Annotated in this window: 24 protein-coding genes and 1 tRNA gene; 10 read left to right on the plus strand and 15 right to left on the minus strand. The window is 63.2% G+C overall.

Going from position 1 to position 26,238, the window contains the following annotated elements; translation table 11 throughout:
• Both ACSFDB_RS06330 and ACSFDB_RS06335 read right to left on the minus strand, forming a co-directional pair.
• Positions 1-221 (minus strand): bacterio-opsin activator domain-containing protein (locus ACSFDB_RS06330; protein ID WP_440770182.1); only part of this gene is annotated, 221 nt, incomplete at its 3' end.
• 150 nt (positions 222-371) lie between these two features.
• On the minus strand, positions 372-1,511 hold the full coding sequence (locus ACSFDB_RS06335) for an ABC transporter ATP-binding protein (protein WP_440770183.1): 1,140 nt from the start codon (positions 1,509-1,511) through the stop codon (positions 372-374).
• A 318-nt stretch (positions 1,512-1,829) separates the two neighbouring features.
• Here ACSFDB_RS06335 and ACSFDB_RS06340 point away from each other — a divergent pair, with 318 nt between their 5' ends.
• Genes ACSFDB_RS06340 through ACSFDB_RS06350 form a run of 3 tightly spaced genes read left to right on the plus strand, consistent with a single transcriptional unit; the run spans position 1,830 to position 4,960 of the window.
• Positions 1,830-3,032 (plus strand): substrate-binding domain-containing protein, encoded by a 1,203-nt coding sequence (locus ACSFDB_RS06340; protein WP_440770184.1) that lies wholly within the window; start codon positions 1,830-1,832, stop codon positions 3,030-3,032.
• 9 nt (positions 3,033-3,041) lie between these two features.
• Positions 3,042-4,064 (plus strand): carbohydrate ABC transporter permease, encoded by a 1,023-nt coding sequence (locus ACSFDB_RS06345; protein WP_440770185.1) that lies wholly within the window; start codon positions 3,042-3,044, stop codon positions 4,062-4,064.
• A gap of 2 nt (positions 4,065-4,066) precedes the next feature.
• Positions 4,067-4,960 carry a sugar ABC transporter permease gene (locus tag ACSFDB_RS06350; RefSeq protein WP_440770186.1) on the plus strand — a complete coding sequence of 298 codons (894 nt, stop codon included), beginning with the start codon at positions 4,067-4,069 and terminating at the stop codon, positions 4,958-4,960.
• A gap of 114 nt (positions 4,961-5,074) precedes the next feature.
• Here the strand turns inward: ACSFDB_RS06350 and ACSFDB_RS06355 are convergent, their stop codons facing one another.
• The 4 genes from ACSFDB_RS06355 to ACSFDB_RS06370 form a co-directional block, all read right to left on the minus strand.
• Complete coding sequence (locus tag ACSFDB_RS06355) at positions 5,075-7,162, minus strand: alpha-amylase family glycosyl hydrolase (protein ID WP_440770187.1); 2,088 nt, start codon at positions 7,160-7,162, stop codon at positions 5,075-5,077.
• Positions 7,163-7,378: 216 nt separating this feature from the next.
• Positions 7,379-8,617, minus strand: coding sequence for a mandelate racemase/muconate lactonizing enzyme family protein (locus ACSFDB_RS06360; protein ID WP_440770188.1), 1,239 nt, complete (start codon positions 8,615-8,617; stop codon positions 7,379-7,381).
• A gap of 81 nt (positions 8,618-8,698) precedes the next feature.
• Complete coding sequence (locus ACSFDB_RS06365; RefSeq protein WP_440770189.1) at positions 8,699-9,946, minus strand: alanyl-tRNA editing protein; 1,248 nt, start codon at positions 9,944-9,946, stop codon at positions 8,699-8,701.
• A gap of 112 nt (positions 9,947-10,058) precedes the next feature.
• Positions 10,059-10,592: a helix-turn-helix domain-containing protein gene (locus ACSFDB_RS06370; protein WP_440770190.1), complete on the minus strand. Its 534-nt coding sequence runs from the start codon at positions 10,590-10,592 to the stop codon at positions 10,059-10,061.
• A gap of 147 nt (positions 10,593-10,739) precedes the next feature.
• On the opposite strand from ACSFDB_RS06370, the gene ACSFDB_RS06375 reads away from it, so the two are divergent.
• Positions 10,740-10,824: transfer RNA gene (locus ACSFDB_RS06375), tRNA-Leu, on the plus strand.
• A gap of 565 nt (positions 10,825-11,389) precedes the next feature.
• On the opposite strand, the gene ACSFDB_RS06380 is transcribed toward ACSFDB_RS06375, so the two are convergent.
• Positions 11,390-12,277 carry a hypothetical protein gene (locus ACSFDB_RS06380; RefSeq protein WP_440770191.1) on the minus strand — a complete coding sequence of 296 codons (888 nt, stop codon included), beginning with the start codon at positions 12,275-12,277 and terminating at the stop codon, positions 11,390-11,392.
• A gap of 221 nt (positions 12,278-12,498) precedes the next feature.
• Between ACSFDB_RS06380 and ACSFDB_RS06385 the strand changes: the two genes are divergently transcribed.
• Together ACSFDB_RS06385 and ACSFDB_RS06390 are read left to right on the plus strand one after the other, a co-directional pair.
• Positions 12,499-13,683: an outer membrane protein assembly factor BamB family protein gene (locus ACSFDB_RS06385; protein ID WP_440770192.1), complete on the plus strand. Its 1,185-nt coding sequence runs from the start codon at positions 12,499-12,501 to the stop codon at positions 13,681-13,683.
• A 146-nt stretch (positions 13,684-13,829) separates the two neighbouring features.
• Positions 13,830-14,393 (plus strand): DUF420 domain-containing protein, encoded by a 564-nt coding sequence (locus ACSFDB_RS06390; RefSeq protein WP_440770193.1) that lies wholly within the window; start codon positions 13,830-13,832, stop codon positions 14,391-14,393.
• 144 nt (positions 14,394-14,537) lie between these two features.
• Here the strand turns inward: ACSFDB_RS06390 and purF are convergent, their stop codons facing one another.
• Positions 14,538-16,010: an amidophosphoribosyltransferase gene (purF, locus tag ACSFDB_RS06395; RefSeq protein ID WP_440771084.1), complete on the minus strand. Its 1,473-nt coding sequence runs from the start codon at positions 16,008-16,010 to the stop codon at positions 14,538-14,540.
• A 382-nt stretch (positions 16,011-16,392) separates the two neighbouring features.
• Here purF and ACSFDB_RS06400 point away from each other — a divergent pair, with 382 nt between their 5' ends.
• Positions 16,393-18,174, plus strand: coding sequence for a MutS-related protein (locus tag ACSFDB_RS06400; protein ID WP_440771085.1), 1,782 nt, complete (start codon positions 16,393-16,395; stop codon positions 18,172-18,174).
• Here the strand turns inward: ACSFDB_RS06400 and ACSFDB_RS06405 are convergent, their stop codons facing one another.
• Together ACSFDB_RS06405 and ACSFDB_RS06410 are read right to left on the minus strand one after the other, a co-directional pair.
• Positions 18,175-18,786, minus strand: coding sequence for a DUF6735 family protein (locus ACSFDB_RS06405; protein ID WP_440770194.1), 612 nt, complete (start codon positions 18,784-18,786; stop codon positions 18,175-18,177).
• 175 nt (positions 18,787-18,961) lie between these two features.
• The gene (locus ACSFDB_RS06410; protein WP_440770195.1) at positions 18,962-19,129 is read right to left on the minus strand and encodes a hypothetical protein; all 168 of its coding nucleotides are present in this window, start codon (positions 19,127-19,129) and stop codon (positions 18,962-18,964) included.
• A 155-nt stretch (positions 19,130-19,284) separates the two neighbouring features.
• Between ACSFDB_RS06410 and ACSFDB_RS06415 the strand changes: the two genes are divergently transcribed.
• Positions 19,285-19,938: an HAD family hydrolase gene (locus ACSFDB_RS06415; RefSeq protein ID WP_440770196.1), complete on the plus strand. Its 654-nt coding sequence runs from the start codon at positions 19,285-19,287 to the stop codon at positions 19,936-19,938.
• 3 nt (positions 19,939-19,941) lie between these two features.
• Here ACSFDB_RS06415 and ACSFDB_RS06420 read toward each other — a convergent pair whose 3' ends face one another.
• Positions 19,942-20,454, minus strand: coding sequence for an SRPBCC family protein (locus ACSFDB_RS06420; protein ID WP_440770197.1), 513 nt, complete (start codon positions 20,452-20,454; stop codon positions 19,942-19,944).
• 143 nt (positions 20,455-20,597) lie between these two features.
• On the opposite strand from ACSFDB_RS06420, the gene ACSFDB_RS06425 reads away from it, so the two are divergent.
• Positions 20,598-21,620, plus strand: a complete 1,023-nt coding sequence (locus ACSFDB_RS06425) for an amidohydrolase family protein (RefSeq protein WP_440770198.1) — start codon at positions 20,598-20,600, stop codon at positions 21,618-21,620.
• Between the two features lie 107 nt (positions 21,621-21,727).
• Positions 21,728-22,204: a universal stress protein gene (locus ACSFDB_RS06430; protein WP_440770199.1), complete on the plus strand. Its 477-nt coding sequence runs from the start codon at positions 21,728-21,730 to the stop codon at positions 22,202-22,204.
• Between the two features lie 31 nt (positions 22,205-22,235).
• Here the strand turns inward: ACSFDB_RS06430 and ACSFDB_RS06435 are convergent, their stop codons facing one another.
• The 4 genes from ACSFDB_RS06435 to ACSFDB_RS06450 form a co-directional block, all read right to left on the minus strand.
• Positions 22,236-23,180 carry a biotin--[acetyl-CoA-carboxylase] ligase gene (locus ACSFDB_RS06435; RefSeq protein WP_440770200.1) on the minus strand — a complete coding sequence of 315 codons (945 nt, stop codon included), beginning with the start codon at positions 23,178-23,180 and terminating at the stop codon, positions 22,236-22,238.
• Between the two features lie 313 nt (positions 23,181-23,493).
• Positions 23,494-23,754 (minus strand): AN1-type zinc finger domain-containing protein, encoded by a 261-nt coding sequence (locus ACSFDB_RS06440; RefSeq protein ID WP_440770201.1) that lies wholly within the window; start codon positions 23,752-23,754, stop codon positions 23,494-23,496.
• 167 nt (positions 23,755-23,921) lie between these two features.
• A complete protein-coding gene (locus ACSFDB_RS06445) occupies positions 23,922-25,061 on the minus strand; it encodes an acyl-CoA dehydrogenase family protein (protein WP_440770202.1) in 1,140 nt (379 codons plus the stop codon).
• 107 nt (positions 25,062-25,168) lie between these two features.
• Positions 25,169-26,149, minus strand: a complete 981-nt coding sequence (locus ACSFDB_RS06450; RefSeq protein WP_440770203.1) for a tyrosine--tRNA ligase — start codon at positions 26,147-26,149, stop codon at positions 25,169-25,171.
• Positions 26,150-26,238: the final 89 nt, after the last annotated feature.

The raw sequence follows: 26,238 nt of genomic DNA on the forward strand, positions 1-26,238 counted from the left end.
TCTACTTTGTCGATTGCAAGGAACTCGTCTACATACGGGTGATCCGCCACTTTTTGCTCAAAGGTATCGAAATCGTCCCCGGTTGCCCACAGGAACGGCATAATACCGGTTCCTGTTGGTACGATTCGCTCGAGTTCAAGAGACATTTCCGGTAGCCCTGAAAATACTTGTCCGAGAGAGAACTGATCGTTTTCAACCGTGAATTCGAGGATGACGCTCATACACTTCTTCAGGGCGGCCGGGAAAGTAGGTGTTGACCTTGATAGTGTTGCTCTGATAGCTGGATGAGCGGTCGTGCGACATTCGCGCCCTGTATTCAGCACGCCTCTCTTGTTAGGCAGTTGGAATTTCAACAGAGCCGTGGAAGCCGGTTACTGGGCCGGCGCTTCCGGCGGTTCGGTCTCGGTCCCGAAGATATCGATGCCGCTATCTCGATCGAACAGGTGGAGATCGGACTCCGAGAACGTCAGCGTCACCTGATCCCCGGTTTCAGGGGTGATCGTCGACTCGACTCGGACGATGAAGTCATCGGCGACGTCGACGTGAAGATAGTTGTCCGAGCCGACCGGTTCGACGACCTCGACGGTGGTTCGGACCGTGTTGTCGGCCCTTCCATCGGCGACCGAGACGTTCTCGGGTCGGATCCCCAGTGTGTATCGGTCGGCCGAGAGCTCCCCGGCGTGTCGGTCGACGTACGCCGCCGAGAGATCGAACTGGAACCCGCCGCCGGGACCGAGCAGCCGGACCCGATCGCCGTCGCGTTCGACGTCGACGTCGACGAAGTTCATCGACGGCGAGCCGACGAAGCCGCCGACGAATCGGTTGACTGGGTTCTCGTAGACCTCCGTCGGCGGTCCAGTCTGCTGAAGGATGCCGTGATTGAGGATGACCATCCGATCGCCCATCGTCATCGCCTCCTCCTGATCGTGCGTGACGTAGACCGCGGTGATTCCGAGTTCGTCCTGGATACGCTGGATCTCTGCGCGCATCTCCGTCCGGAGGCTCGCGTCGAGGTTGGAAAGCGGCTCGTCGAAGAGGAAGAGATCGGGTTCGCGGACGATCGCTCGGCCGAGCGCGACGCGCTGTTTCTGCCCGCCCGAAAGCTCGTCGGGTTTGTCGTCGAGCAGGTCGTCGATCCCCATCATTTCGGCGGCCTCGACGACGCGACGTTCGCGTTCGGCTTCCTCGAGGTCGGTGCTCATCCGGAGTCCGAACTCCATGTTCTCGAAGACGGTCTTGTGGGGATAGAGCGCGTAGTTCTGGAACACCATCGCGACGTCCCGGTTCTTCGCGTGGACGTCCGTGACGTCCTCGTCCCCGATCGTGATCGTCCCCCCGGAAGGCTCCTCGAGGCCGGCCAACATTCGGAGCGTCGTCGTCTTTCCGCAACCGGACGGACCGACGACGGTGATGAACTCGCCGTCTTCGATATCGAGGTTCAGATCGTCGACGGCGACGATCGAGCCGCGGTCGTACGTCTTGCGGAGCGAGTCGACGCTAACACGTGCCATACAGAAACGGTTTGGCGACCGTCTACAAAACCCTTTCTCAATAACCGTAATTTGTGGTGTACTATTTCATCTACTTTCGAGGGGTCGATATCGGTACGGTATAACCGCTCCGTGCAAGAAACGGACACTGGAGACGAATTGACCGTCCGATACACTACGATCGTACGCGAATATGGGCTGTAGAGTGGTCATATAGACGCTACGTGGCGCAGATATGATTAATAATTCAGAAACGTCGATTCGAGATGACCGAGACGCTTCACACCCACAACTATTAAATATGTGAATACATAATACATCACTGATTGAGGCATGACAATGAACCGCAGATCAATACTGAAGGGAATCGGTGGAACGGCCGCAGCAACGACGCTCGCGGGCTGTATTGGGGGACTGTTCACTGGTGACGATCCGGAAGTACTCTGGCACGAGTTCCAGGACGCGGAGGCGGAGCAGTTCAACGACTTCCTGAACGAGTTCAACGAGGAGACCGGACACGACCTCGGTTCGAACTCCGTCAACGAGATGGAAGAGCAACTGGAGACGGCGCTTCCCGCCGGCGAGGGACCCGTCGGCTTCACCTGGGCCCACGACTGGATCGGGCTCTATCACGACGAAGGCTACCTGTACGACGCGACCGACGACATCGACCTGAATCTTGAGGACACTTACTCGGAAGCGGCGGCCGAGGCGGTCCAGTGGGAGGGCAACGTCTACGGACTCCCGTACGCGGCGGAGACCGTGACGCTGATGTACAACCGGGAGATGGTCGAGGAGCCGCCAGAAACGATCGACGAGATGGAGGAGATCATGGAAGACTACCACGACCCCGACGGCGAGGGGACGTACGGTCTCGCCTATCCGCCGACGGACGTCTACTTCATGAGCGCGTACCTGCAGGCGTTCGACGGCCTGCTGTTCGACGAGGAGGCGGACGAGCTGGGCGTCGATTCGGACGCCGTAATCGAGGGCGGGGAGTTCATCGAACAGTCGCTCTATCCGTACACGCCCGCCGCGTCGGACAACGAGGCCCACGAGGCGACGTTCGGCGACGGCAACGCGCCGTTTACGATCAACGGCCCGTGGATGACCGGCGAGTACGCCGACCTCGATCTCGGCGTCGCTCCGCTCCCGCTTCCCGACGGCGGCGAGCCGACGCCGTTGACCGGCATTCCGCTCTGGTACTTCACGACCGAGGGCGAGGAAGCCGACGAGGGAACGCTCGAGTCCGTCATCGAGTTCGCTGAGTGGTACACCACTAACGACGACGTGATCACCACCAACGCGGACAACGGCATGATCCCGGTCCACAACGATCACGTCGGCAGTGACGAACTTGGCGAGACCGTCGGCGCGTTCAGTGAGACCGTCGACATGGGCGTCCCGATGCCGGCAGACGCGAAGATGGACTCGGTCTGGGCCCCGATGGAAGACGCACTCGACCAACTCTTCTCCGGCAGCGAATCGGCGGCCGACGCGTTCGAAACGGCAGCCGACGAGATTCGCGACAGCTGGGACTGACGACGAACAATGGGTGTCTTTCCCTCCGGACGGTCGACAACGGAGCTCGTCGACGATCTGAACCTCGAGACCAGAGATCTCATCGGGTGGCTCCTCGTGCTCCCCGGGCTGTTGCTGTTCTCGATGTTCATGATCTACCCGATCGCGATGCTGATCTACATCTCGCTGACCGACGCGACGACGGCCGGTTCGGTCGTCAGCGGTGAGACGTCGGTCGTCGGGTTCGACAACTACGTCGAACTGCTCACTGACTGGCAGTTCTGGAACTCGATGTCCATCACCTGGCTCTATCTGGCGCTGAGCCTCGTGCTCAAGGTCATTCTGGCCATCGGTCTCGCGATGGTCTTGACCCACGAGCGGGTCAAGGGCAAGCGCTACATGCGGGCGATCGTCATCATTCCGATGGGGTTCCCGCCGATCTTTACGATCAGCATCTGGCGGGCGATGTTCAGCGGGGCGCGGTTCGGACCGATGAACGAGTTCCTGTCGATGTACAACGGTGCCGTCACCTCGGTCACGGGCCTCGTTGATACGATCGTCTTCTTTACGACGGTTAACGCGCCGCAGTTCCTGCTGGCCGACGTTCCTATCGGGTTCCTCTCGAGCCGGTGGACCGCGTTCGCGGCGTACGTGACGACGGAAGTCTGGCTCGCGTACCCGTTCATGGTCATCATCATCGTGAGCGCGCTGCAGGACGTCCCCGGAGAGCTCCAGGACGCGGCGAAAGTCGACGGCGCGGGCTTCTTCCATCGGTTCGTCAACGTGACGTTCCCGTCGATCAAGGGTCCCGTCATCTTCGCGTCGATCCTGACGGCCGCGACATCGTTCCAAAACTTCCTCATCCCGTGGGTGTTGAACCAGGGTGGTCCGGCCCGCCAGAACGAACTCATTCTGGTGTACGGCTACCGTGAGGCGATCATCGAGAACCAGTTCGCGCTGGCCTCGTCGATCATGACCATCGCGATCATCATCATCGGGATGTTCATGCTACTCGCAGTGAGGAAAACGAACATCGCGGAGGGAGCAGCATAACGATGAGAGGACTCTACAACGCTATCGTCGATCTTCGAGCCGGACGTCGAACACCTGAAGACGTCGCCAAAACGGCGCTCGCGACCGGGTTCGCCGTCTCGATACTGCTCGTGTTGATGTTCCCGGTCTACTGGGTGGTCACCGCCTCCCTTTCGGGTGGGAGCACGCTGCTCACGTCCGACGGCGTCTTCGCCGATCCGACGGGCTACAACCTCGAGGCCTATCGAACCGTCCTCGGCGGCGATCGGTTCTGGAGTGCGCTCCAGAACAGCCTCGTGGTGGTTTTCGTCACGGTCAGCGTGACCATCACGCTCGCTGTGCCCGGCGCGTACGCGCTCTCGCGCCGAAAGTTCATCGGCAAGAGTAACGTCCTCTACGGCTACGTCCTGTTCACGCAGGTCGGTGCGGGGCTCTCGATCGCGGTTCTCGTCGCGCTCTACGCCCTGTTCGTCGAGTTCGGGGTCAACAACAACCTGCTCGTGCTCGGGTTGTTCTACGCCGGCGGGGCGATCCCGTTCAACACGTGGCTGTTGAAGCTGTTCATGGACAACATTCCGGTCTCCTACGAGGAGGCGGCGATCGTCGACGGCGCGAGCCAGTGGCAGGTGATGCGCGAGATCATCCTTCCACTCGCCAAACCGGGGCTCGCCGTCGTCCTCGTGTTCGCGTTCCTCGCGGGCTGGAACGAGTTCATCGTCGCACAGACGCTGCTCTCGCCGGGGAACGAGACCCTCTCGATCGAGCTCTACGGGCTGGCCACCGGGAGCCGCCACTCCACGCCGTGGACGGAGTTTGCGGCGTTCGCGATCCTGTTCGCGCTCCCGGTCGCGCTCATCTACTTCTTCGCCCAGAGCTACGTCGAGAGCGGCCTCTCCTTCGGCGGCATGGAAGGCTGAGCGCTCTCGACTCGATTTCCTCTTCTCTCTTACAACAGCCCACCGTCCCCGACCGTCAGCGTGACGGCGAGGCGGTATCGACCGTCCGTCGACACTGACTCGCCGTCGCCGGTATCAGTCCTTCTTCGACTCGCTCTCGAGAACGACCACGCTGTCCACGACGATATCGCCGGTTGACGAATCGACGACCGACTCGCCGGTCAGCAGATCCGTCTCGTCCACCGGCTCCTCGAGTTTCACCGTCGCTGATCCTTCACCGAAGTTGATCGCGACGACGACCCGTCGATCGTCCCCGGGTGCGGATCGAGCGAACGCCACCGCGGTGTTCGTCTCCGCCTCGTAGGTGATTCGCTCGAGGCTCGCATCGGTCTGTAACGCGGGCTCCTCGCGGCGAATCTTGAACAGCCGTTCGTAGTACGCGAGCAGGGGTTCGTCGAACGCGCCCCAGTTCATCGGATCGCGCCGACCGCGAACGCCGGTCTCCTGGCCGTAGTAGCACATCGGCGATCCGGGGAGGGTAAACGTCGCCGCGGCCGCGGCGCGCTGTGCCTCCCGACCGTACTCGGAGAGATACCGGTCAGTATCGTGGTTCTCGACGTACAGCAGCCACTCCGAGTCCGGGTGAGGTCCGCGTCGACGGCGATCCTCGAGCGCGTCGAGAACGGCGTCGGCGGTCGACGTGTCCAGGTGTGCGGCCCGATCCACGAACTCGTCGGCGACGGCGTCTTCTTCGTCGTCGGGTGTCGCGTCGACGGCATCCATCTCCTCGGTAGTAGCGGTCGCGCTCGATTCGGCGGACCCGAACCGTTCACCCAACCGCTCGAGCGTGTCGTGAAGGACGTCGTCGTGGTGCATGTGGAAGCGGCCGCCGCCCATCTCGACGTCGGAGGGCAGCGTCTCGTCCAACAGGAAGAACTCTCCGTCCGCACTCGTCACGCGGTCGTGAACCTCGGTCCAGAACGTCAGCGGGACACCCCACGCGACGTCGGCCCGAATGCCGTCGACCCGTTCGGCCCAGAAGTCGACGACGGAGAGCAGGTACTCCCGAACCTCGGGGTTTCCGTAGTCGAGGTTCGGGATCCCGTCCCAGCCGAAGTAGGTGTCCGGATCGCGCGCCTCGAACTCCTCCCACCGGTACCAGTCGCGGTAGCGCTCGTGTTCGGGATGGGAGTCGTCGACCGCGGCCTCGTAGAACGGGTGCGTATCCGCGGTGTGGTTGATGACGAGGTCGAAGACGACCCTGATCCCGCGCTCGTGGCAGGCGTCGACCAGCGCCTCGAAGTCGGCCATCGTTCCGAGATCCGAATCCACCGCGAAGTAGTCCCGCGTATTGTAGCCGTGGGGACCGCCGCGTGCCATCGGCGTTCCGAACCCGCTCTCGGCCTCGAGAAACGGCGTCAGCCAGAGGACGTCGACGCCGAGGCGCTCGAGGTGGTCGAGTCGGTCCGCGATGGTCGCGAACGTCGGCTCGTCCTGATCGGGAAACCGGCGGGTGAAGATCTCGTAAACGATCGAGTCCGCGATCCACGCCGGCGGTTCGAAGGGGTGCTCGACGCGGACCGATCCGGTCTCCTCGTCGGGGACCAGTTCGATCGCGTCCGGGACGGAGTGGCGCTCGGCCACGGCGACGGCGTAGATCCGGACCGGTTCGTCCACGGCATCGATCGGAATCGTTCCGTCCGACTCGAGAATGTCGGGGTCCCGGTCGTCGACGTAGTACTCGACGGACGGCTCGCACTCGGCGCAGGTCGCCGTCGGCGACAGGACGATTCGATCGTCCTCGACCGTCGCCTCGAGGTCGATCCGCGGCCGAGGGGCGTCGTCGTCCGCCTCGGGGAAGGCCCGAACCGTCAATCGGTGGGTTCCGTCGGGAGCCTCGAGGGCGAGCGTGTAGACGCCCGGCACGTCCGGTTCGAACTCGGCGACCGGTTCGTCGGTCGGCTCGGCGGTCGACCCCTCCGGCGCATCGACGAGGTGCCACTCGTAGGTCCTGTCGCCGTCGGGGTTCCACGGCGCGAGGTCGTCGCGCGTCTCCATCTCCCGACCGTTCGGATTCACGATGCCGTCCCCGACGGTGACGAACCGCGGCGGACCGGGGTGGTGTGAGCCGTCTCCGCTCTCGAACGCGGTCTCGCGATCGGGAGTTCCGCCGTCGGTGACCGTTCGTCGGTCGGGTGCCTCGTGGTCGTGGTTCCAGTTCACGAGTCAGCTATCGACGGCCAGCGAAGTAAATATGTGGTGTACTACTACCTCATTCTTCTGAATCGCAGTGGAGAGACGATTACAGAGACAGGTCTCAGCCGGTCGTCTCGAGGCAGTTCGGGCTTCGTCGAACGACGTGAATCAGCAATTCACGAGCTCGATTTCGCTTCGCTCAATCGAATAGCGCTGAGCAGAGCTCAGCGAGTTTGATGAATCTTATGATTCATCAAACAACTCCTCACCGTCGACCATATGCTCCGCGACGGCATCCATATCGAGCGTGACGCCGAGCCCCGGCTCCTCGGGCACCTCGATGTAACCGTCTTCGATCACGTTCTCTTCGACCAGATCCTCCCACCAGCCGAGTTCGTAGGAGTGGTACTCGACCGCCAGCGAGTTCGGAATGGCGGCTCCGACGTGAGCGCTCGCAACCGTAGCGACCGGCGAGGAGACGTTGTGCATCGCGACCGGCATGTAGTACATGTCCGCCTTGTCCGCGATCTTCGCCGTCTCGCGCATCCCGCCGACTTTCGGCATGTCCGGCGCGATGATGTCCACCGCCTGATTCTCGATGAGGCGACGCTGGCCGTGCTTGCGGTAGACGTTCTCGCCGGCGGCGATCGGCGTGCTCGTCGACTGCGTGATTTCGCGCTGGACATCGTGGTTCTCCGGCGGCACGGGGTCCTCGAGCCACCAGACGTCGTAGGGTTCGAGCGCCTTCGCGAGTCGCTTCGCACTGCCGCCGGAGAACGTCCAGTGGCAGTCGAAGGCCACGTCTGCCCGGTGGCCGACGGCCTCGGTGACGGCCTCGACGATGCTCACCTTGTGGTCGATCTCCGGCTCCCGGAGATGGCGATTCGCGCGATCTTTCTCGTGGCCCGACGGGACGTCCAGATCGAACTTCAGCGCGTCGTACCCGAGCTCTTCGACGACCCGCTCGGCCTCCTCGGCACAGGCGACGGGGTCGGCTTCCTCCTCGGTGTGGCAGTCGCAGTAGACCCGCACCTCGTCCCGGTACTTGCCACCCATCAACTGGTAGGCGGGGAGCTCGAGGATTTTGCCCGCCAGATCGTGCAGGGCGACCTCGATGCCCGAGATGGCTGTTATCGTGACGCCGCCGATCGAGCCCTCGCCGGACATCTTCTGGACGAGATGTTCTGTGAGTCGGTCGATATCGAGCGGGTTCTCGCCCTGCAGGAAGGGCGCCATCCGTTCGATCAGTTCGGGCGCTCCCGCGCCCCAGTAGGCTTCGCCGGTGCCGACGACGCCCGCATCGGTGTAGATTCGGACGAGCGTCCACGGGAAGTTGCCGTCGACCATCGTCGTCTGGACGTCCGTGATCTCGACGTCGCGGCCGCCGCCGCGCTCGCGAGTGACCTGCATCGTCTCCGCCGAGAGGTCTCGCATCGTATACTCGGCGTTCGGATCGCGAAGCTGTGAGTAGTCGACTCCCATACGAGGTGGTCGTTCGCGGGCCAGTAATAACTCGGGTCGGCGTTGTCTGCCTCGAGAGGCCGCACAAAATCGGGTGGCTCGCTACTCAGTCAAACTCGCGACGATCTCCGCCGGCGTCGCGTCGAACCCACCGGCCTTCGCCAGCGCCACAGAGCCGCCGCCACCGCCGCCGAACTCGTCGGTCAGGTCGTCGATCACGGCCTCGGCGGAGCACGATCCGTCCGCGGCCACGACGGCGTACGGCGACTCAGCACCTCCGGCCATCACGATGACATCGGCGACGTCACCCGCAACGGCGCTTGCGATCTCACCTGCCTCGTTCACATCGACCTCCGAGACCGTCGTCGCGACCCACTCGAGTCCGTCCCGTTCGAACGACTCCGCCCGCTCGAGGTCCGTTTCGACGAGTTCTCGGCGCAGCGACCGAACCTCGGCGGCGAGTTCGTCGCGCTCATCGTCCAATCGGGCGAGTTCGTCCCCGACGTCCTCGAGGGAGACGCCGAGCGCCCGTCGCGAGGAGAGCGCCACGCGCTTTTCCGTTTCGCGGCGATCGATCGCACGCGGGCCGACCGCGAGCTCGACTCGCGTCAGCCCCTTACCGGGGTTCGACCGGCCGAGTACGGTCACGGGGCCGACCTCCCGCGTGTTACGGACGTGGGTTCCCCCACAGGCTGCGACGTCCCACGGGTCGCTCGAGCCGCCGTCCCTGCGAACGAGTCCGTTGGCGGTTCCGTTGTCGTCCTCGCTTCCGATCGTAACGATCCGGAGACGCCCCTTCTGGAAGGCTCCCTCCTCGGTCGCCTCGTTGAACGCAATGTCGTCGCGCTCCCGCGCGTCCGTAACCGGGATATCGTCCCACGTTACCGGCCGAGATTCCCAGACCACTCGATTGACGAGCGTATCCAGTTCGAGTAGCGTCTCGTCGTCGATCTCCGTGCTCGTCTCGAGGTCGACCCGGACCTTCTCCTCACTGATGTCGAAGCCGCCGTAGCCGAGGTCCTCGAGGAGCCGTCTGCCGGCGCCGTAGAGCACGTGACTGGCGGTGTGGGCGCGCATGCAGTACATGCGAAACGACCAGTCGATCGAACACAGCACGCGCTTGCCGACCCGGAACGACGGCTCCTCGGCGAGGACGTGGACGTGTTCTCCGTCCTCGTACCGAACGTCCGCGACCTCGATGCCGCCGATCGTCCCGCGGTCGGCCGGCTGCCCGCCGCTCTCGCCGTAAAAGTAGCTCGTCTCGAGCCAGACGTCACGGCCGTCGACGGACGTCACCTCGGTTTCGAACCGCGTCGTGTACGGCTCTCGAGCCGCCCGTTGCCCGGTCATTGGGTGAACTCCGTCGTCCGCCATGAAAAGTCTGCTTGCCGAGGATCGCCCGCCTGCGTCGCGTTCGGTCGGGACGCGCCGGCGGTCGTGTCGGTACCCGCGGTCGATTTCGTCACTCCGCGAGCGTCACGTCCAGACGCTCCTCGAGTGCCTCGATCAATCCGCCGCCGACGCCGGCCTGCGTCGCCCGTCCCTGTTCGACGGCGAGCAGATCCTTTTCGGGGGCACCGAGTTCGTCTGCGAGTTCGTCGCGCTGGAGCCCGGCCTCCTGGCGCGCTTCGACCAGCTCTTCGCCGTAGTTCGCGACGAGATAGGGGAGCGGGTCGTCGTCGTAGTTCGTCCCCTCTTTCTCCCAGTGTTCGGAGTCGCCGTCCCAGACCGGGTTCGCCTTGGCGACGTTCTGGGCCGCCTTCTGCTTGCGGCTGGGACCGTCGCTCGAGGCGCTTCCACCGCTGTCCTGGGAACTGCGTTGCTGGTTCCGCGAACTCGACTTCTGTTGGTTGTCGTCGTGCGGTGCGCAGTCGGGACAGACCTCGAGTTCGGCCCCGGCGACGGTCGCGAGCTGGAGCCTGTTGCTCTCGGCCCCGCAGAGTTCGCAGTTCGTCCCACCGCCTCCGGACGAGGACCCGGTCGAATACTTAGCCATGGTATCCTTTGGCAACTGTCGCATTTTAAATCACCGCCTCAGTACGGGTCAGTCCCGTGTGACCTCGCCGCAGGCGCGCCTACAAAGGAAAGGGCTTTTATAATCACACTGGATACGATTGAGTGCAGAAAGACAAAGAGACCGCGAGCGTGGGTAGCCAAGCCAGGCCAACGGCGCAGCGTTGAGGGCGCTGTCCCGTAGGGGTCCGCCGGTTCAAATCCGGTCCCACGCATCGCATGCGCGGCGCTACGCGCCGCGAAACGCGAGGCGGCTCCGCCGCCGAGCGCATCGATGCAGGTGATCTCCTCCGAGGACATCACCCACGCATAATTCTACAGGAAACCACACTGAACAGCGGTGAGCCTGTAACCGGATGTTATCTCGTAGGGGTCCGCCGATGAGCGATTGGCTTGCCAATCGCGAATGTCGTCGTGGAGCGACCCGTGGCGCTTCGCGCCACGGGAAAGCGAACGGTATAGCCGTGAGCGAAGCGGAACGACGGACGTTCAAATCCGGTCCCACGCATCGCAAGGGTGGACGAAGTCCGCCTATAGTAACAACTGCAACGATTTACACACTGATCGCCGAATCGTCTGGCGATCAGGTGTGCACTGACTTGCAGTGACTACTATAAGAAACGCGGCGCGATGCGCCGCGAAGCGATGGTTTTCACAGACACAAGTGTTATCCGATACGAACTGGTCTAACCCGGACGATATCTCTAGACGAGGTCTATCTAGGGTCTTATCCCGCTAACAGGAAAATAAAAGTCAGAAAGAATTGACCCTTATGCGACGCTAGATAGTGTAGTTAACTGTGTGATCTCCTGTTGCTACTGCGCTCCCCCATACAAACTGAGCCTCTGTGTCGATCTGAACGATCGTCGCACCGGCAGGGTCGTCGTTCCATTCTTGACGTACACCTCCGCTTATCACATCAAGGCTGGCAGTCGTTTCCGTATAATCACCACGATAGTCTGTTTCGAACTTAGCGAATCTGCCAGGATCAGAGTGCTCCTCAGCATAAACCCCGTGTACATCCCACGATCCACCAAAAGTTACGGCGATACCGTCTCCTGAAATTTCGATAGATGGTTCATAGTCGTCATCTGGAGAGATTCCGTTCGCCGGTTCCCAACTGTCCATTTCGACTTCGTGTCCAGTATCCCACGTGTGTTCAACTTCACCTGCATAGGTTTCCCAATCAGAACCACATTCGTCGTTCATTATTCCGGGACGGGTCGTGAACCGGTCCTCGGTTATCCAGGCCTCTAATTCTTCTTCGTGTTGGAGAATGTCGTACGTATTGTAAAACGACCCGTAGGGACACTCTTCAGTTTCGGCGATACTGCTCCGCCTCGATGCCCAATCTTCCCTGTCAGCGGATTTTGTAGATCCTTCCTGTAGCGTGAAATCCTCCGTTTCGAATTCAGTTTTCAGTCGGTCATTTCGCCGGTGAAGTGCAGACACATCGTCTTTGCTGCCGGCGAAACTGATCACCTCGGTGATTTTTCCTGCTTCGTTGACGTGGCCAACGTACGATACGAGACGCCCCGACTCAGACGAAGTCTCCACAGCAAGGTCCGTATGTGCGCCATTTGCGCGGTTTGATGCCGCTTCAATCACCGGTTTGTTTATTTCACTATCGTCGATCGGACTGCTATACGTACCCTTGATCGAAATCACTTCTGCAGTCGACCGTATGGAACTACTTGCAGTACTCACACCGCTAATGCTGCCGATCAACGACGCTCCGGCGACCCCTTTCAGAACGTTCCGTCTGGAATTTTTACGTGACATACAGACATACATTCAGTATGAAGATTATGTATTTCTTTCTGTCTATTTGAGAGATGACGGTATGCTGCCAGATAAGATATTAATATACGCGTGTGTCATATAGAACTATGAAACGACGATCGATCCTCGCAGCAGTCGGAACCGCACTACTGGGCGGTTGTGTGGATACCCTAAGCAGTAGTGGATATCACGGCACCGAGCGGGGCGAACCGTTCGAGAGCGACGCGCTCTCGGACTGGTCACAGCCCCGTTTCGATGCCCAGAACAGGGGGTTTCTTGATAATGGAGGGATCGAAGACAAACCGGAGGTTCGCTGGGAAGCCGAACGATCACTGGATGGTCCTGGATTTGTCACACCGGGTCTCGTCGTAGACGGTGTTGTCATCGCCGTCGACTACCGATCAGAGGAGGTCGTCGGATTCAATCTCGAGACGTTCGAAGAGGCGTGGGTACACTCGATCGATACGCCGAATCACAGGTTGGAATATATCACGGCTTCTGACGATGCTGTATTCGTGACTGCTGGTAATACCGTGTACCGTCTACCGTTCGACGAGGGTGGGCGCAAATGGGAGGCGTCGGTACACGCGAGACAGACTCCGCCGGTCTATCATACTGGTTTGCTATTTGTCGCGCAGGAATCTGGAAACGGGAAGTTGGCCGCGATCGATGCTGAAACAGGAGATGTGGTATGGCACACCAATACTTCACAGGTCACACCTTATCAGCCGAGTTGCGCGGGCGGGTCAGTCGTCACTGTCGATGCAGCGGGGCACGTCATGTCGTTCAACACTGCCGATGGCGACGAGCAGTGGTCGACGCAAACCAGCCTCGTACCGGCAGGTCCACCGGTGATCGGCAGTGACGTTCTGATCTGCGGAATGCACGATGACCGCGGGGTCGTAGAACGTATCGGTCTCGAGAACGGGAACCGAACCGAAGTTGCGTACTTCGACGAACCGATTGAATCCGCTCTCGCGTACGGCGACAGCTGCATCTACGTCGTTGACGCAATCGGCGTCTTGCACTGTCTCGACGACGACCTACATTTGCAGTGGAAGTACACCCCAGACCGCGAGTTCCGTCCAGATGCTTGGGCCGAACGGAGTCCGATCGTCATCGGCGATACCGTCGTTTACGTCGGTCCCGACCTCGACATCCACGCTGTCAACGCTGACACCGGCGATCACCTGTGGACGGTCGACTTCGAACCGGTCTCACCGGCGTCACTCGCCGGTACCGACTCTGCGTTGCTTCTGGCGCGAGAAAACAGCTTACAGATCATGACCTAGTTCGGCGTCGACCCGGTTCCGTTCGGTAGCTGAACGGCCGATTTTTCACTCCTGCTCGGTCGAGCACCGTCTCACCGTTTGCGAACGTGACGATCCGTCGCACCGAGAACCAAACCGCTTTGCCCGTACCCACGAACCATCCAACCATGTCTGTCGTCACACAAGATCGTGTGCCGCTGTTGACAGGGCTTCTGAGCGTCTTCTCTGTAGGCATCGTCTTCGCCGCTGCCGGAGGAAGGATTCCCCAGTCTGTCGTTCCGGCGATGCCTGACTCTGTGCTGACGGCTATTCCTACGGTGAACGTGCTGATCAGCCTGATGGCCATCGGGACGATCACGCTCGGCTGGCGGGCGATTCGTCGGGGCGACGTCGACAGACACCGCATCGCGATGCTGGCGTCGTTCGGCCTGTTCGCGGCCTTCCTCACGCTCTATCTCTACCGGCTGGTCGCGACCGGCGGCCCGCAGCCCTTTCCGGGTCCCGACGCGGTCTACCAGTTCGTCTACCTGCCGGTCCTCGCGATCCACATCGTCCTCGCGGTCGTCTGCGTGCCGCTGGTCTACTACGCCCTGCTGCTCGCGTTCGCCTATCCCATCGAGGAACTGTACCAGACCAATCACGCCCGTTTTGGTCGAGTCGCGGCGAGCCTGTGGCTGATCTCGTTCTCGCTGGGAATCGTCGTTTACGTCCTGTTGCACGTGACGTACTGACTCGCTCGAGAAGCGCTTTCGAGATGAGCGACGAGACGGACCGACCGAGAGCTGCCCGTCATCGTTCAACTGTCTACTGCGACCGGTCGTCCCCCGGCAGTCTCGTGGCGATAGAAACGGATCGTTATGCCTGGTCCGAATGGTTCAGTCGTCGGCGTGCAGCGCCCGCCCGCCGAGCTCCGGCCGGGTGACGTCGCGGTCGGTCTCCTCGCCGTCGATATCGTAGGGATACTCCCCCGTCACGCAGCCGAGACAGAGATCGAGACGGTCCTTCTCGAGCACCTCCGCGACCGCGTCGGTCGAGAGGTACGCGAGGCTGTCGGCGTTGATCGTGTCGCGGATCTCCTCGGTCGTCTTGTCCGAGGCGATCAGTTCCTCGCGGGTGGCCATGTTGATCCCCATGTAACACGGCGCGACGATCTCCGGCGCACCGATTCGGACGTGGACCTTCTCGGCCCCGCAGTCCTTGAGCAATTGGACAAGCTGCGTCGATGTGGTCCCGCGGACGATACTGTCGTCGATGACCGTGACGGTTTTGCCCTCGATGGTCGATTTGATCGGGTTGAGTTTGAGCCGCACCGCCCGCTCGCGCTCGTCCTGGGTCGGCATGATGAACGTCCGGCCGACGTAGCGGTTCTTCATCAGTCCCTCGGCGAACTCGACGCCGTCGTCGTCCTCGTCGCGGGGCTCGCCGTCGGCGGTGGTTTCGGTCGCCGCGTCGGCGTACCCGGCCGCGAACGCGCGCCCGGAGTCGGGTACCGGCATCACGACGTCGCTCTCGACGCCGCTTTCCTCCCAGAGTTTGCGGCCGAGGTTTCGACGCGCCTCGTAGACCAGCGTCTCGTCGATGACGCTGTCGGGCCGCGCGAAGTAGACGTGTTCGAAGAAGCAGTGAGCCGTGTTCTCCTTCTCGATCAGCTGGTAGGAGTCGAATCCCTGGCCGTCTTTCTGCAGGACGACGAGTTCGCCCGGGCGAACGTCCCGGACGAGTTCGCCGTCGAGCGTGTCGATCGCCGCCGATTCGGAGGCAAGGATGTAGCCGTCCTCGAGCTCCCCGATGCAGAGCGGCCGATTGCCCTGCGGGTCGCGCACGCCGAGAATCGTATCGTCGTGGCTGATCGTCAGCGAGTAGGAGCCGTGGATGCGCTGCATCGTGTGTTTGACGGCGCGCACGAGGTCCTCCTCGAGCAGGTTGCGCGCGAGGTCGTGGGCGATGACCTCGGTGTCGCCGTCGCTGGTGAAGGCGTGGCCCGTGGCGGCGAGTTCGTCCCGGATCTCGTCGGCGTTGACGAGGTTTCCGTTGTGGCTCAGGCCGAGCGAGCCGCTTTTGAACGAGACGGAAAAGGGCTGGGCACAGCAGGAGTCGACGGATCCCGCGGTGGGGTACCGAACGTGACCGATCCCTGCTGCGCCGTTGAGCACGTCGAGGTCGTCCTCGTCGAAGACGTCGCCCACGAGTCCCATCTCGACGTGGCTGTGCTGTTGAAAGCCGTCGTGCGTAACGATCCCCGCGGACTCCTGGCCGCGATGCTGGAGTGCGTAGAGCGCGTAGTACAACGGTCGTGCCGCGTCTCGACCGCTCAGTGAGACGCCGACGACGCCACACTTCTCGGTCATTCCTGTTCGCCGGGGAGTCTCGCCCCGCCCATCAGTCATGGAAGTGAGTAGGCGCCCGAGTAGATAAAAATCCCCGTGTTTGTGCCCCACCCGCGGCGGTCGATGTATCCTAATATACAGTATCGTGCATACTTTTTCTGAAGGGCGACCGAGAGCGTCCGTAGCCCGACGTGGGCCGACTGGCTCGGCCGAGCGGGCTGACTCGCCCGGCGAACCGTCGCTCGTCGGGAATAGTCAGCATGAACGTGAACACACCGGGTGGACGAACACGAATCATCCGCCCGAACCAGCGGTCGACGGTCGAGCCAAGACGGCGATGACCGACGACTCCTCGCGAGGCGATGACACAGTGTTCAAGACGGTTGGCTCGAGTCCAGAACACATGCGACTCGAGGAGTACTGGGGCGTCGGGCCGAAGACGCGGGCGACGTTAGTCGAGGAGTTAGGGAACGAACGCGCGATTCGGGCGATCGAGAGCGGCGACGTGCGGGCGCTCTCGGACGCCGGACTGGCCCGCGGCCGAGCGACGCGGATCCTGCGACGTGCGACGGGCGGCGACGGGATGGAGGTGCTGGCGACGAGCGACGCGCGCTCGGCGTACAAGGAACTGCTCGATCTGGCGGTCGACCACGCGGTCACCCGGCGCGCGGCCGACCGAATCCGCGTGTTGACGCCGCTTTCGTCCCGCGACGCGATGGAGGATCGACTGGACGACGTCCTCGCGGCCCGCGACGCCTGGGCCGCCCTGTCGGAAAGCGATCGGGAGACCGTCCTCGAGGCCTACGCCAACTACGACGAGCGCGACGAGAGCGAACACGCGGCCGTCGAGGCCGCGCTGGCCCTGCTCGAGGCCGGCGTCGACTCCGGCCCGTTCGAAACGATCGCCGACCTCGAGCCCGATCGACTTGCAAGGGCGGCCGACGCTCTCGCGGCGCTCGACGGGGATCGCGGACGGGTGCGGGTGGGTGCCGACGACGAACTCGATCGACTGCGCGGGGCGCTCGGCACGGTCGAGGATATGGACGCGAACGCCCTCGAGTTGATCGACGAACTGCGCGCCGACGGCGTCCGAGATGTCAGCCAGTTCCGCGAGTCCTTTGAAGATCACCTCTTGTCCGAGACCGAGGTGACGATCGATCAGGTTCGCGAAGCGATGCCGACCGACGCGACGGACGCGACTGACTTCGTCGGAGCCACGCTCCGAACCCTTCGAACCGATCTCACCGCGGCGATCGACGAGCGCGAGGAGACGGTCGCGAGCGATCTGGAGGAGACGCTCGAGGAGACCCGCGACGCGACCGACCAAGCCGTCTCGGCAGTCGACGATATCGCGCTCCACCTCTCGCTGGCGCGGTTCGCGCTGGCGTACGACTGTACGCGACCGTCCTTTGTCCACGGGCAGGACGCAGCCGTCTCCGTCGTCAACGCGCGCAACCTCACGCTCGCCGTGGCCGACGAGGAGGGTGTCCAACCCGTCACCTACGCCCTCGGCGAGCACGGCGTGACTGAGGTACCGGCGAGCGTGAACGCGGTTCCCGGCCAGCAGCGCGTCTCCGTCCTTACCGGGGCGAACAGCGGCGGGAAGACGACCCTGCTCGAGACGCTCTGTCAGGTCGTGTTGCTAGCGACGATGGGGCTACCCGTCCCCGCCGACCGGGCCGAGGTGACGCCCGTCGACTCGCTGGTCTTCCACCGGCGGCACGCGAGTTTCAACGCCGGCGTCCTCGAGTCGACACTGCGCTCGATCGTGCCGCCGCTGTCGTCTGGCGGGCGCACGCTGATGCTGGTCGACGAGTTCGAGGCGATCACCGAACCGGGCAGCGCAGCGGACCTGCTTCACGGGCTTGTCACCCTCTCCGTCGAACGCGACGCTCTCGGCGTGTTCGTTACCCACCTCGCGGACGATCTGGAACCACTCCCGCCGGAAGCCCGCGTGGACGGTATCTTCGCGGAGGGGCTGAACCCGGACCTCGAGTTGCTGGTCGACTACCAGCCGCGGTTCGACACCGTCGGCCGGTCGACGCCGGAGTTTATCGTCTCGCGGCTCGTCGCCAACGCGGACAGTCGAGGCGAGCGAGCCGGCTTCGAGACGCTGGCGGAGGCCGTCGGTAACGACGTCGTCCAGCGGACGCTGGCCGACGCCCGCTGGAGCGAGATCGACTGATCAGGGGTGGTCGCCCGCCTCGTCGTCGTTTTCGCGGTGCTCTCGGTTACCTCGGTCGTCTCGAATCCGCTCGTCCGCGAGCCAGCGGTCCGGCGTCGGCGTGTACGACGGCTCGTCTCCCTCCGAAGCCCCGTACGTGTAGACCGTGCCGTCCTCGTCCTCGCAGACGCGCGCCTCGAGATAGGCCTGGGCCGCGCGACGCGAGAGCGCCCCCATCTCGATCATGTCGGCGAGCGCCGTTTTGGTCGCGCGAAACCACGTTCGGACCCGCCGGTCGGCGGCGTCGTCCGCGACGGCGACGATCGCGCCGCGGCCGTCTTCGCGGCCGTCGCCCCACTCGAGCCAGCAGACGCGATAGGCCGAGACTCGGTAGTCAGCCCCCGGGGAAACGAGGTACAGCACCTCGTAAATACAGGGGTCGAGATGGGCTGTAAGAACCCGTTCGCGGTCGATTGCGTTCGCGAGCAGATCTGGGTTGACCGCGCCGTCGGCGAGCGGCGTTTCGGCGGTGATCCGTTCGCCGAAGGAGACGCCGTCGCCGCCCCAGTGGCTGTAGCGGACGTCGTACCGCCTGTCGGGTCGCCGATAGGCGACGAGCGCTCTATGGCCCATCGTTCACCCGGAGCGAGCGGCGTGGCTGGGCGTGTGCGTTCCTCGAGTGGGAGGCCGTAATCGGGGAGTCCATCGCCGGTGCTGGCCGCCCCTCAGTACTTGAACCTGCGGACCGGACGCCGACGACGCTCGCAAAAGCAGTGTCGCTCCCGAACGACGATTCGAGCGACGATCGCTACTGCGTTCTGAACTCCGGACTACTCCGTTCGCGAACGTCGAGTTCGCCGCACTCCGGGCACCGCTCGCCCGCCGCGTCGAAGACGTGTCCACACGACGGACACTGATAGTCGACGCCTTCAGTACCGATCGGCAGCGTTTCGCTGAGTCGCTCGAGAATACTCATAGTGACGGTAGTAGCGAACCGCGGCAAGTGAGCGGCGAGGTTGCATATGCACCGTGATCGGTGAGCGAGTTCCCCGCCTCGACGGAACGCTCACGAAGGACGGGTGGCGAGCGCAACGCCGAAATCCTCCCGGTTCCTACGTACAGACGAAATCGATGGCCACGGAATACGACGCGGTCGTCTTCGACAACGACGGCGTACTGACGACACCGACGGATCGAGCGGTACTGGTCGACGCGATGGTCGACGCATTCGGGGACGTCGGGGTGACCACCCCATCCGACGACCACGTTCGCACCCTGATGGGGCCGAGCGTCGACTCGCTGCACGATATCGCGGACGCACACGACATCGACCCCCACGAGCTCTGGACGGCCCGCGAGTACGCGGCGATCGAAGCCCAACTCGAGGAGATCGAGGCCGGCCGAAAGCATCTCTACGACGATATCGACGCGCTCACGGATCTCGAGGCGGCCACCGCCATCGTCAGCAACAACCAACACGAGACGATCGGCAACATCGTCGACCACTACGACCTCAACTGGTTCGACGAGTGGTACGGCCGCGAGCCGACCGTCCAGGGGATCGATCGCAAGAAGCCGACGCCGTACTACCTCGAGCTCGCGCTCGAGGAACTCGGTACCGAGAACGCGCTGTACGTGGGTGACAGCTGGGTGGATATTCAGGCGGCCGAAGCCGCGGGCATCGACGTGGCGTTCATCCGACGATCGCACCGCGAGGGGTACGACCTCGAGCGAGCACCGACGTACGAGATCGCGGGACTCGACGCGATTCCGGACCTGGTGTAAGCCTCACTCCGTCGCTTCGACCCGCGCTTCGGCGCGCTTCTTGACCGCGGCGTTCATCGCCGCGAAGCCGGCCTCGAGGGACTCCTGATCGAGCAATACCGGGACGAGCGCGCCGCGGAACGTCTCGCGGTGGAGCAGCCGCGTTCGCCTCGCTCCGCTCGACTCACCACCGTCGGAGGTCGACTCCGACGTGGATCGCGATCCGTCGAATCGCTCACCAGTATCGATCGGCTCCAAGTGGAACTCGTGGTAGCCGTCGAAAGCGAACGGAACCACCAGTCGGCCGAGCCAGACGAGTCGGCGGTTCTCCTCGACGGCGACGACCTCCGGCTTGAACGTCATCCCGCGGGAGTTCGGCGGATCGATCCGCACCCGGAGCCGTTCGCCTTCGGCTGGTTCGCCTTCAATCGCGCGAACGAACGGGTTCCACTCGGGGTAGCTCTCGAACTCGAGGAGGACGTCCCAGACGACCTCCGGCGGGGCGTCGATCTCTTCGAACACCTCGATCTGGTTCATGCTAGCACGGATGTGCTCGAGAGATATGCCTGTGTTGCCGTCTCTGTCCGGTACGTGAGGGGTGTGGTGGTCAGCCAGCCGTCGCTGACCGGTCGATCGTTCGACCCCGAACCGTTGAAGGCACGTAGGGCGAACACAGTGGTATGGAACGAACGGGGACGATCCTCCGGGGCCGCGACTTTGAGCCGGTGGAGGGGCGAGTCGTGATCGGCGACGACGGTCGGATCGAGGCGGTCGAGGAAGCCTCAGTCGACGGATCGAATATCATCTGCCCGGCGTTCGTCAACGCCCACACGCACATCGGCGACTCGATCGCCAAGGAAGCGGGCCGCGGACTCTCGCTCGAGGAACTCGTCGCCCCGCCGGACGGGCTGAAACACCGCTTACTTCGGCAGGCATCGAGCGACGAACTCGTCGACGCCATGCGTCGATCCCTCCGGTTCATGCAGCGAGCCGGCACCGCGGCCTGTCTCGAGTTCCGCGAGGGCGACGTCGAGGGCGTCCGACAGCTCGAGGCCGCAGTGGAGGGCCTCGAGATCGACACCGTCACCTTCGGACGAGGCTCGATCGACGCGATGCACGCGGGCGACGGCTACGGCGCCAGCGGAGCCAACGACGCCGAATTCGGCGAGGAACGGGCGGCAACGCGGGAGGCTGGCAAACCCTTCGGAATCCACGCGGGCGAGGTGGACGCGAGCGATATCCACCCCGCGCTGGATCTCGAGCCCGACTTTCTGGTCCACGTCGTCCACCCCGAGTCGGATCACCTCGAGCGAATCGCGGATCAGGAGGTGCCGATCGCGGTCTGTCCCCGTTCGAACCTCGTGACGAACGTCGGGCTCTCGCCGTATTCGGAACTGAACGAGCGGACGACGCTCGCGCTCGGCACGGACAACGTGATGCTCAACTCGCCGTCGATGTTCCGGGAGATGGAGTTTCTCGCCAAACTCTCCGAGCTCTCGGCCGACGAAATTCTTCGGATGGCGACGATCAACGGCGCGGAGATCGCCGGACTCGAGTACGGACTGGTCGAGCCCGGTCGGAAAGCACGGCTGTTAGTTCTCGACGGCGACTCGGATAACCTCTCGGGTGCCCGCGATCCGGTCCGGGCCGTGGTTCGTCGAGCCGGCGTCGACGACGTGCGCGAGGTCGTTTTCGAGGGGTAAACGCGTCAGCCCGTGATACGGTCGACGGTCTCCCTCGCACGAGTGACAGTTCCAGAACACGACAACAACGTTATTATACCATTGGGTGCTAAACGTTCACATATAGCATGTACGACTGTATCCTCGTCCCGACCGACGGGTCGCCGGAGGTCGAACGCGCCCTCGAGTACGCGTTCGATCTGGCGCAGGCCCACGACGCGACGGTTCAGGCGATCTACGTCGTCAGCGTGGCCGGCTACGGCGGCCTGCCGATGGAAACGCCTCTAGACGGCATTACCAGCGCGCTTCGCGAGGAGGGCGAGGCAGCCGTCAAGCGGGTCGAGGAACTCGCGCCGGCCGACGTCGAGGTCGAAACGAGGGTGCTCGAGGGGTCGCCGAGTCGCGTCATCGTCGAGCACGCCCAGCCCGACGAGTGCGACCTCGTCGTCATGGGAACCCACGGCCGCGGCGGCATCGATCGACTCTTACTCGGCAGCGTCACGGAACGCGTCGTCCGTCACGCGCCGGTTCCGGTGTTGACCGTCCGGGTCAATACGGCGGAACCGGAGGAGCGGACGAACGAAAAACGGCTCGCCGCCGAGTGACCGACCGACTCTCAGTTTTGGCGGAAACTGATCAGACCGGCCGCAAGTGTTCGCAGTCGCCAGCCGCGACCGTCTCCCGTCCGTCCCCGGTCTCGATCACGAGCGCGCCCGATTCGGTGACGTCGACGGCTTCCCCGACGATCTCGCCCGTTGCCCGTTCGACTCGCACTCGTTGGCCAAGCGTCAGCGCCAGTTCGCGCCAGGCCGGGACGACGGCCTCGAGATCGGTCCGGTAGCGATCGAACTCCTCGAGCAGCCGCTGGACGAACCGTCGGCGATCGACGTCGCCAGCCTCCTCGCGGACGCTCGTCGCCCCTTCGGGTAGCGTCTCGGCGTCGATGTTCGCGTTGACGCCGATCCCGACGGCAATCCAGTCCACCCGGTCCATCTGGCCCTCCATCTCCGTGAGAATGCCCGCCAGCTTTCGGTAGTCGCCCTCGTCGCCGATCGGGACGACCACGTCGTTAGGCCATTTGATCCGCGCGTCGACGCCGGCTTCGCGGGCCGCCCGCGCCGTCGCGACCGACGCGGCAAGCGTGTACAGCGGGGCCTGCGCGGGGGCGATGTCGGGCCGCGTGACGAGACTCAGCCAGACGCCCCCCGAGGGAGCCGACCACTCGCGCTCTAAGCGGCCCCGTCCGCCGACCTGTTCGTCCGCGAGCACGACTACGTCGGTCGCCCCCTCCGACGCTAACTCGCGTGCGCGATCGTTCGTGCTCCCGATCGAGTCGTGGTACTCGATCGAGAACGGGGCCTCGAGTTCGTACTCGACCGCGGGACCGTTGTACGCCGTCACCGCGGCCAGTTCGTAGCCCGTCGGCCCGCTCTCGATCTCGAAGCCGGCGTCCCGGAGCGCGTCGATCTGTTTCCAGACCGCGGCCCGCGAGACGTCGAGCGACTCGGCCAGTTGCGGCCCCGACACCGGCCCCTCCGCGAGCGCCTCGAGAATCGACCGTCGCGTCTCGTTCGTGGTCATACACTCGAGAGGGGCGCGCTCGTACTTGAATCGGCGGGATCCGAAGCCAATCGAACCACGTGCGGTGGCGCGCGCCGTCGGCCGACCGAGCGATAGCGAGGGCGGGTGACAATTTGCGCGAGGGATGAGTGAGCGAGCAAAGCGAGCGAACGAATCGGCTGGGGAGGACGTGGAAATCATCGCTGCCAGCGTGTGCGACGTACTCGAGGCATCGTTCGTCGATAGAAGAGTAGAACTGATCACCAACACGGTGATCGTTCGAGAACCGGAGACGCTCCATATCGATTTAGCCGGATTTGAGCCACAACCGATTCTAAAGCAAAAACAGAGCCGTCCCTATGGCGAGCAGAATCACGAGAGCTACCACAACGATTGTTTTCACACGATTACGTGGAGAGTCACCCGGGATCTGTTGGTATTCTCGACGCAATTCCGGTCCGAGCGAATTCGCCTCGGCGACGTTTGGACACTCGTGTTTTTCGGGTAGCTTGTGTTTCTTACAATGAGTTCGACCGCAGTAGTTGCAGGTGTACGGCATATTCGTCCCCTCCCCGCAAACGCTGCATTCGGACATTAGAAACTATTCGCTGAAATGTATTATAAATCGTAGGTTCATGTTGACTGATACCGAGAATCGTCTCGAGCGATGTGAGCACGAGAGTGGGATCGGTTTCAGCTGTGCCCGTCAAGGCACGACGTTGGGCTGGCGCTCCTCGTTCACAGAACAGGTAGAAACCGATCTCAAAGCAACTGATCGGCGATAATTCCCTTCTGAATCTCGCTCGTGCCATCGTAGATCTTCGTAACCCGGGCGTCCCGGTAGAACCGCTCGACCGGATGATCCGTGACGTAGCCCGCACCGCCGTGAACCTGCAGCGCGTCGTCGGTGACCTCGACGGCGCGCTCGCTCGCGAACAGCTTCGCCATGGAGGCGAGTTTCGTCGCCCGGTCGGTGTCGCCCGACTCGAGGCTCGACGCTGCCCGATACGCCAACGATCGGCCGGCCTCCACGCTCGTCGCCATCTCGGCGAGTTTGTGCTGAATGGCCTGGAACTCCGAAATCTTCCGATCGAACTGCTCGCGTTCGTTGGCGTACGAGATCGCCTCCTCGAGCGCCGCCTGTGCCACCCCGGTCGCCTGCGCGGCGACGTCGACTCGAGCGGGCGCGAAGAACTCCATCAGCTGGTAGAACCCCCTATCGACCTCACCGACGACGTTTTCCCCCGGAACGCGAAGATCGTCCAGCACGATCTCGGCGGTGTCTTGGGCTTTGATCCCCAGCTTGTTGTCGATCCGCGTCGCGTCGTAGCCGTCGACGTCGGTCGGGGTGAGAAACGCGGTAATCCCGCCGTGGCCCTGCTCCGGCGAGGTTTTGGCCATGATGATCGTCACGTCCGCCACGGTGCCGTTCGTGATCCACATCTTCTGGCCGTCGATCACCCACTCGTCCCCATCCTTTTCGGCTCGAGTCTCCATCCCGGCGACGTTCGAGCCGTGTGCGGGTTCCGAAATTCCGGTCGCAATGGGCGTCTCTCCGGCCGTAATTTGGGGTAGCCACTCCTCGCACATCCACTCGTCGCCGTACTCGAGGAGCATCCCGGTCCCGAAGTCGGCCGCGGCGATCGAGCCGCCGACGCCGGGATCGGCGCGCCACAGCTGCTCGGTGACGATGGCCGTCGAAATCGCGTCCATCCCGGCCCCGCCGTACGACTCAGGGACGTGAGGCGCGACGAGGTCGAGGTCGGCCGCGTCCGACAGCAGATCCGCGGGATACTGCTGGTCGGCTTCGTACGCCGCCGCAACGGGCCGGATCTCCTCGGATCCGAACTCCCGAACCGCGTCGCGGATGGCCTCCTGCTCCGGTGTGAGATGAAACGACATACCCTACCATTACGTCGAACGAGCGTCAACGCATCGCCGAAATTCTGACACGCCGATGGTGCAACAAAACGTGGGACAGCCGGTCGATCGGTCAGCAGGCCGACCGATCAGTCCCGAATCTCGAGCAGCTTCTCCCGCCCCGGCGCGATCAGTTCGTCGAGGTAGGTCGCGAGCGTCCCCTTCGCGTCGGCGGGGTGAAGTTCGCCCGACTCGAGGTCCACGGCCAGATCCTCGTAGGATTCGTAGGTCAGGTTGCCGCCGTACTTCTCGGGACGTTCGACCACCACTTCCTCGAAGCGCGGGAAGACGTGGTACTCGAAGAGTTCGAGGACGGGGTTCTCGAGGTCGCCCTCGGGATCGCGCGTCGGCGGGCAAAAGGCCGAGTTGACCTTCTCCGCTAACTCCTCCGTCGAGTCCTCCATCGAGATGGTGACCCCCTCGCTCGAGGACATCTTCCCCTCGCCGCTGGTGAGGTCGGCGACGATGGGCGTGTGGAGCGCGGGACGAACGTCGTAGCCGAGTTCGGGCAGTTCCTCGCGGGCGAGCATGTGGACCTTGCGCTGGTCGAGCCCGCCGACGGCGAGGTCGAGATCGAGGTACTCGATGTCCAGACACTGCATCAGCGGGTAGACGACGTGGCTGACCTTCGCGGTCTCGCCGCCCTGAATTTCGGCCATCGCGCGCTGGGCGCGGTTGAGCGTCGTCGAAAGCTCGAGTTCGTGCAGATCGAGGGTGTACTCCTCGTCGAGTTGGAACTCGGAACCGTAGACGAACTCGGTGTTGTCCTCGTCGAGCCCGTAGGCCACAAACTGGGCTTTCATCTGTTCGGCGGTGTCGCGGATCTCCTCGAAGCTACCTTTCCCGTTGAGGTAGGCGTGGACGTCCGCGAGCAGGACGACGACCTCCATTCCGGCCTCCTGGAGGTCGATGAGTTTGTTCGCCGTCAGCAGATGTCCGAGATGGAGCACGCCGGAGGGCTCGTAGCCGACGTAGGCGCGCTTGCCGGCGGGGTCGTCGGCGAGTTCGCGCACCTCCTCGTCGGTGACGACCTCCTCGGCGTTTCGCATAATCAGGTCGTAGGTATCCATGTGTGGACTGAAGCGGGAGGAGGAATTTATACCCGATGAATCGTCCGGGCGGTCCTCGGATCCTGAAGATTCGATTTCAGTCGGAGCCG

Source organism: Natronorubrum amylolyticum, from assembly GCF_052040145.1.
Classification (GTDB): Archaea; Halobacteriota; Halobacteria; order Halobacteriales; family Natrialbaceae; genus Natronorubrum.

Bases quoted from the DNA above. Each gene is read 5' to 3' on its own strand.
- ACSFDB_RS06335 (WP_440770183.1), bottom strand. From the start codon at position 1,511: ATGGCACGTGTTAGCGTCGACTCGCTCCGCAAGACGTACGACCGCGGC.
- ACSFDB_RS06340 (WP_440770184.1), top strand. From the start codon at position 1,830: ATGAACCGCAGATCAATACTGAAGGGAATCGGTGGAACGGCCGCAGCA.
- ACSFDB_RS06345 (WP_440770185.1), top strand. From the start codon at position 3,042: ATGGGTGTCTTTCCCTCCGGACGGTCGACAACGGAGCTCGTCGACGAT.
- ACSFDB_RS06350 (WP_440770186.1), top strand. From the start codon at position 4,067: ATGAGAGGACTCTACAACGCTATCGTCGATCTTCGAGCCGGACGTCGA.
- ACSFDB_RS06360 (WP_440770188.1), bottom strand. From the start codon at position 8,617: ATGGGAGTCGACTACTCACAGCTTCGCGATCCGAACGCCGAGTATACG.
- ACSFDB_RS06365 (WP_440770189.1), bottom strand. From the start codon at position 9,946: ATGACCGGGCAACGGGCGGCTCGAGAGCCGTACACGACGCGGTTCGAA.
- ACSFDB_RS06370 (WP_440770190.1), bottom strand. From the start codon at position 10,592: ATGGCTAAGTATTCGACCGGGTCCTCGTCCGGAGGCGGTGGGACGAAC.
- ACSFDB_RS06385 (WP_440770192.1), top strand. From the start codon at position 12,499: ATGAAACGACGATCGATCCTCGCAGCAGTCGGAACCGCACTACTGGGC.
- ACSFDB_RS06390 (WP_440770193.1), top strand. From the start codon at position 13,830: ATGTCTGTCGTCACACAAGATCGTGTGCCGCTGTTGACAGGGCTTCTG.
- purF (WP_440771084.1), bottom strand. From the start codon at position 16,010: ATGACCGAGAAGTGTGGCGTCGTCGGCGTCTCACTGAGCGGTCGAGAC.
- ACSFDB_RS06400 (WP_440771085.1), top strand. From the start codon at position 16,393: ATGCGACTCGAGGAGTACTGGGGCGTCGGGCCGAAGACGCGGGCGACG.
- ACSFDB_RS06405 (WP_440770194.1), bottom strand. From the start codon at position 18,786: ATGGGCCATAGAGCGCTCGTCGCCTATCGGCGACCCGACAGGCGGTAC.
- ACSFDB_RS06410 (WP_440770195.1), bottom strand. From the start codon at position 19,129: ATGAGTATTCTCGAGCGACTCAGCGAAACGCTGCCGATCGGTACTGAA.
- ACSFDB_RS06415 (WP_440770196.1), top strand. From the start codon at position 19,285: ATGGCCACGGAATACGACGCGGTCGTCTTCGACAACGACGGCGTACTG.
- ACSFDB_RS06420 (WP_440770197.1), bottom strand. From the start codon at position 20,454: ATGAACCAGATCGAGGTGTTCGAAGAGATCGACGCCCCGCCGGAGGTC.
- ACSFDB_RS06425 (WP_440770198.1), top strand. From the start codon at position 20,598: ATGGAACGAACGGGGACGATCCTCCGGGGCCGCGACTTTGAGCCGGTG.
- ACSFDB_RS06430 (WP_440770199.1), top strand. From the start codon at position 21,728: ATGTACGACTGTATCCTCGTCCCGACCGACGGGTCGCCGGAGGTCGAA.
- ACSFDB_RS06435 (WP_440770200.1), bottom strand. From the start codon at position 23,180: ATGACCACGAACGAGACGCGACGGTCGATTCTCGAGGCGCTCGCGGAG.
- ACSFDB_RS06440 (WP_440770201.1), bottom strand. From the start codon at position 23,754: ATGTCCGAATGCAGCGTTTGCGGGGAGGGGACGAATATGCCGTACACC.
- ACSFDB_RS06445 (WP_440770202.1), bottom strand. From the start codon at position 25,061: ATGTCGTTTCATCTCACACCGGAGCAGGAGGCCATCCGCGACGCGGTT.
- ACSFDB_RS06450 (WP_440770203.1), bottom strand. From the start codon at position 26,149: ATGGATACCTACGACCTGATTATGCGAAACGCCGAGGAGGTCGTCACC.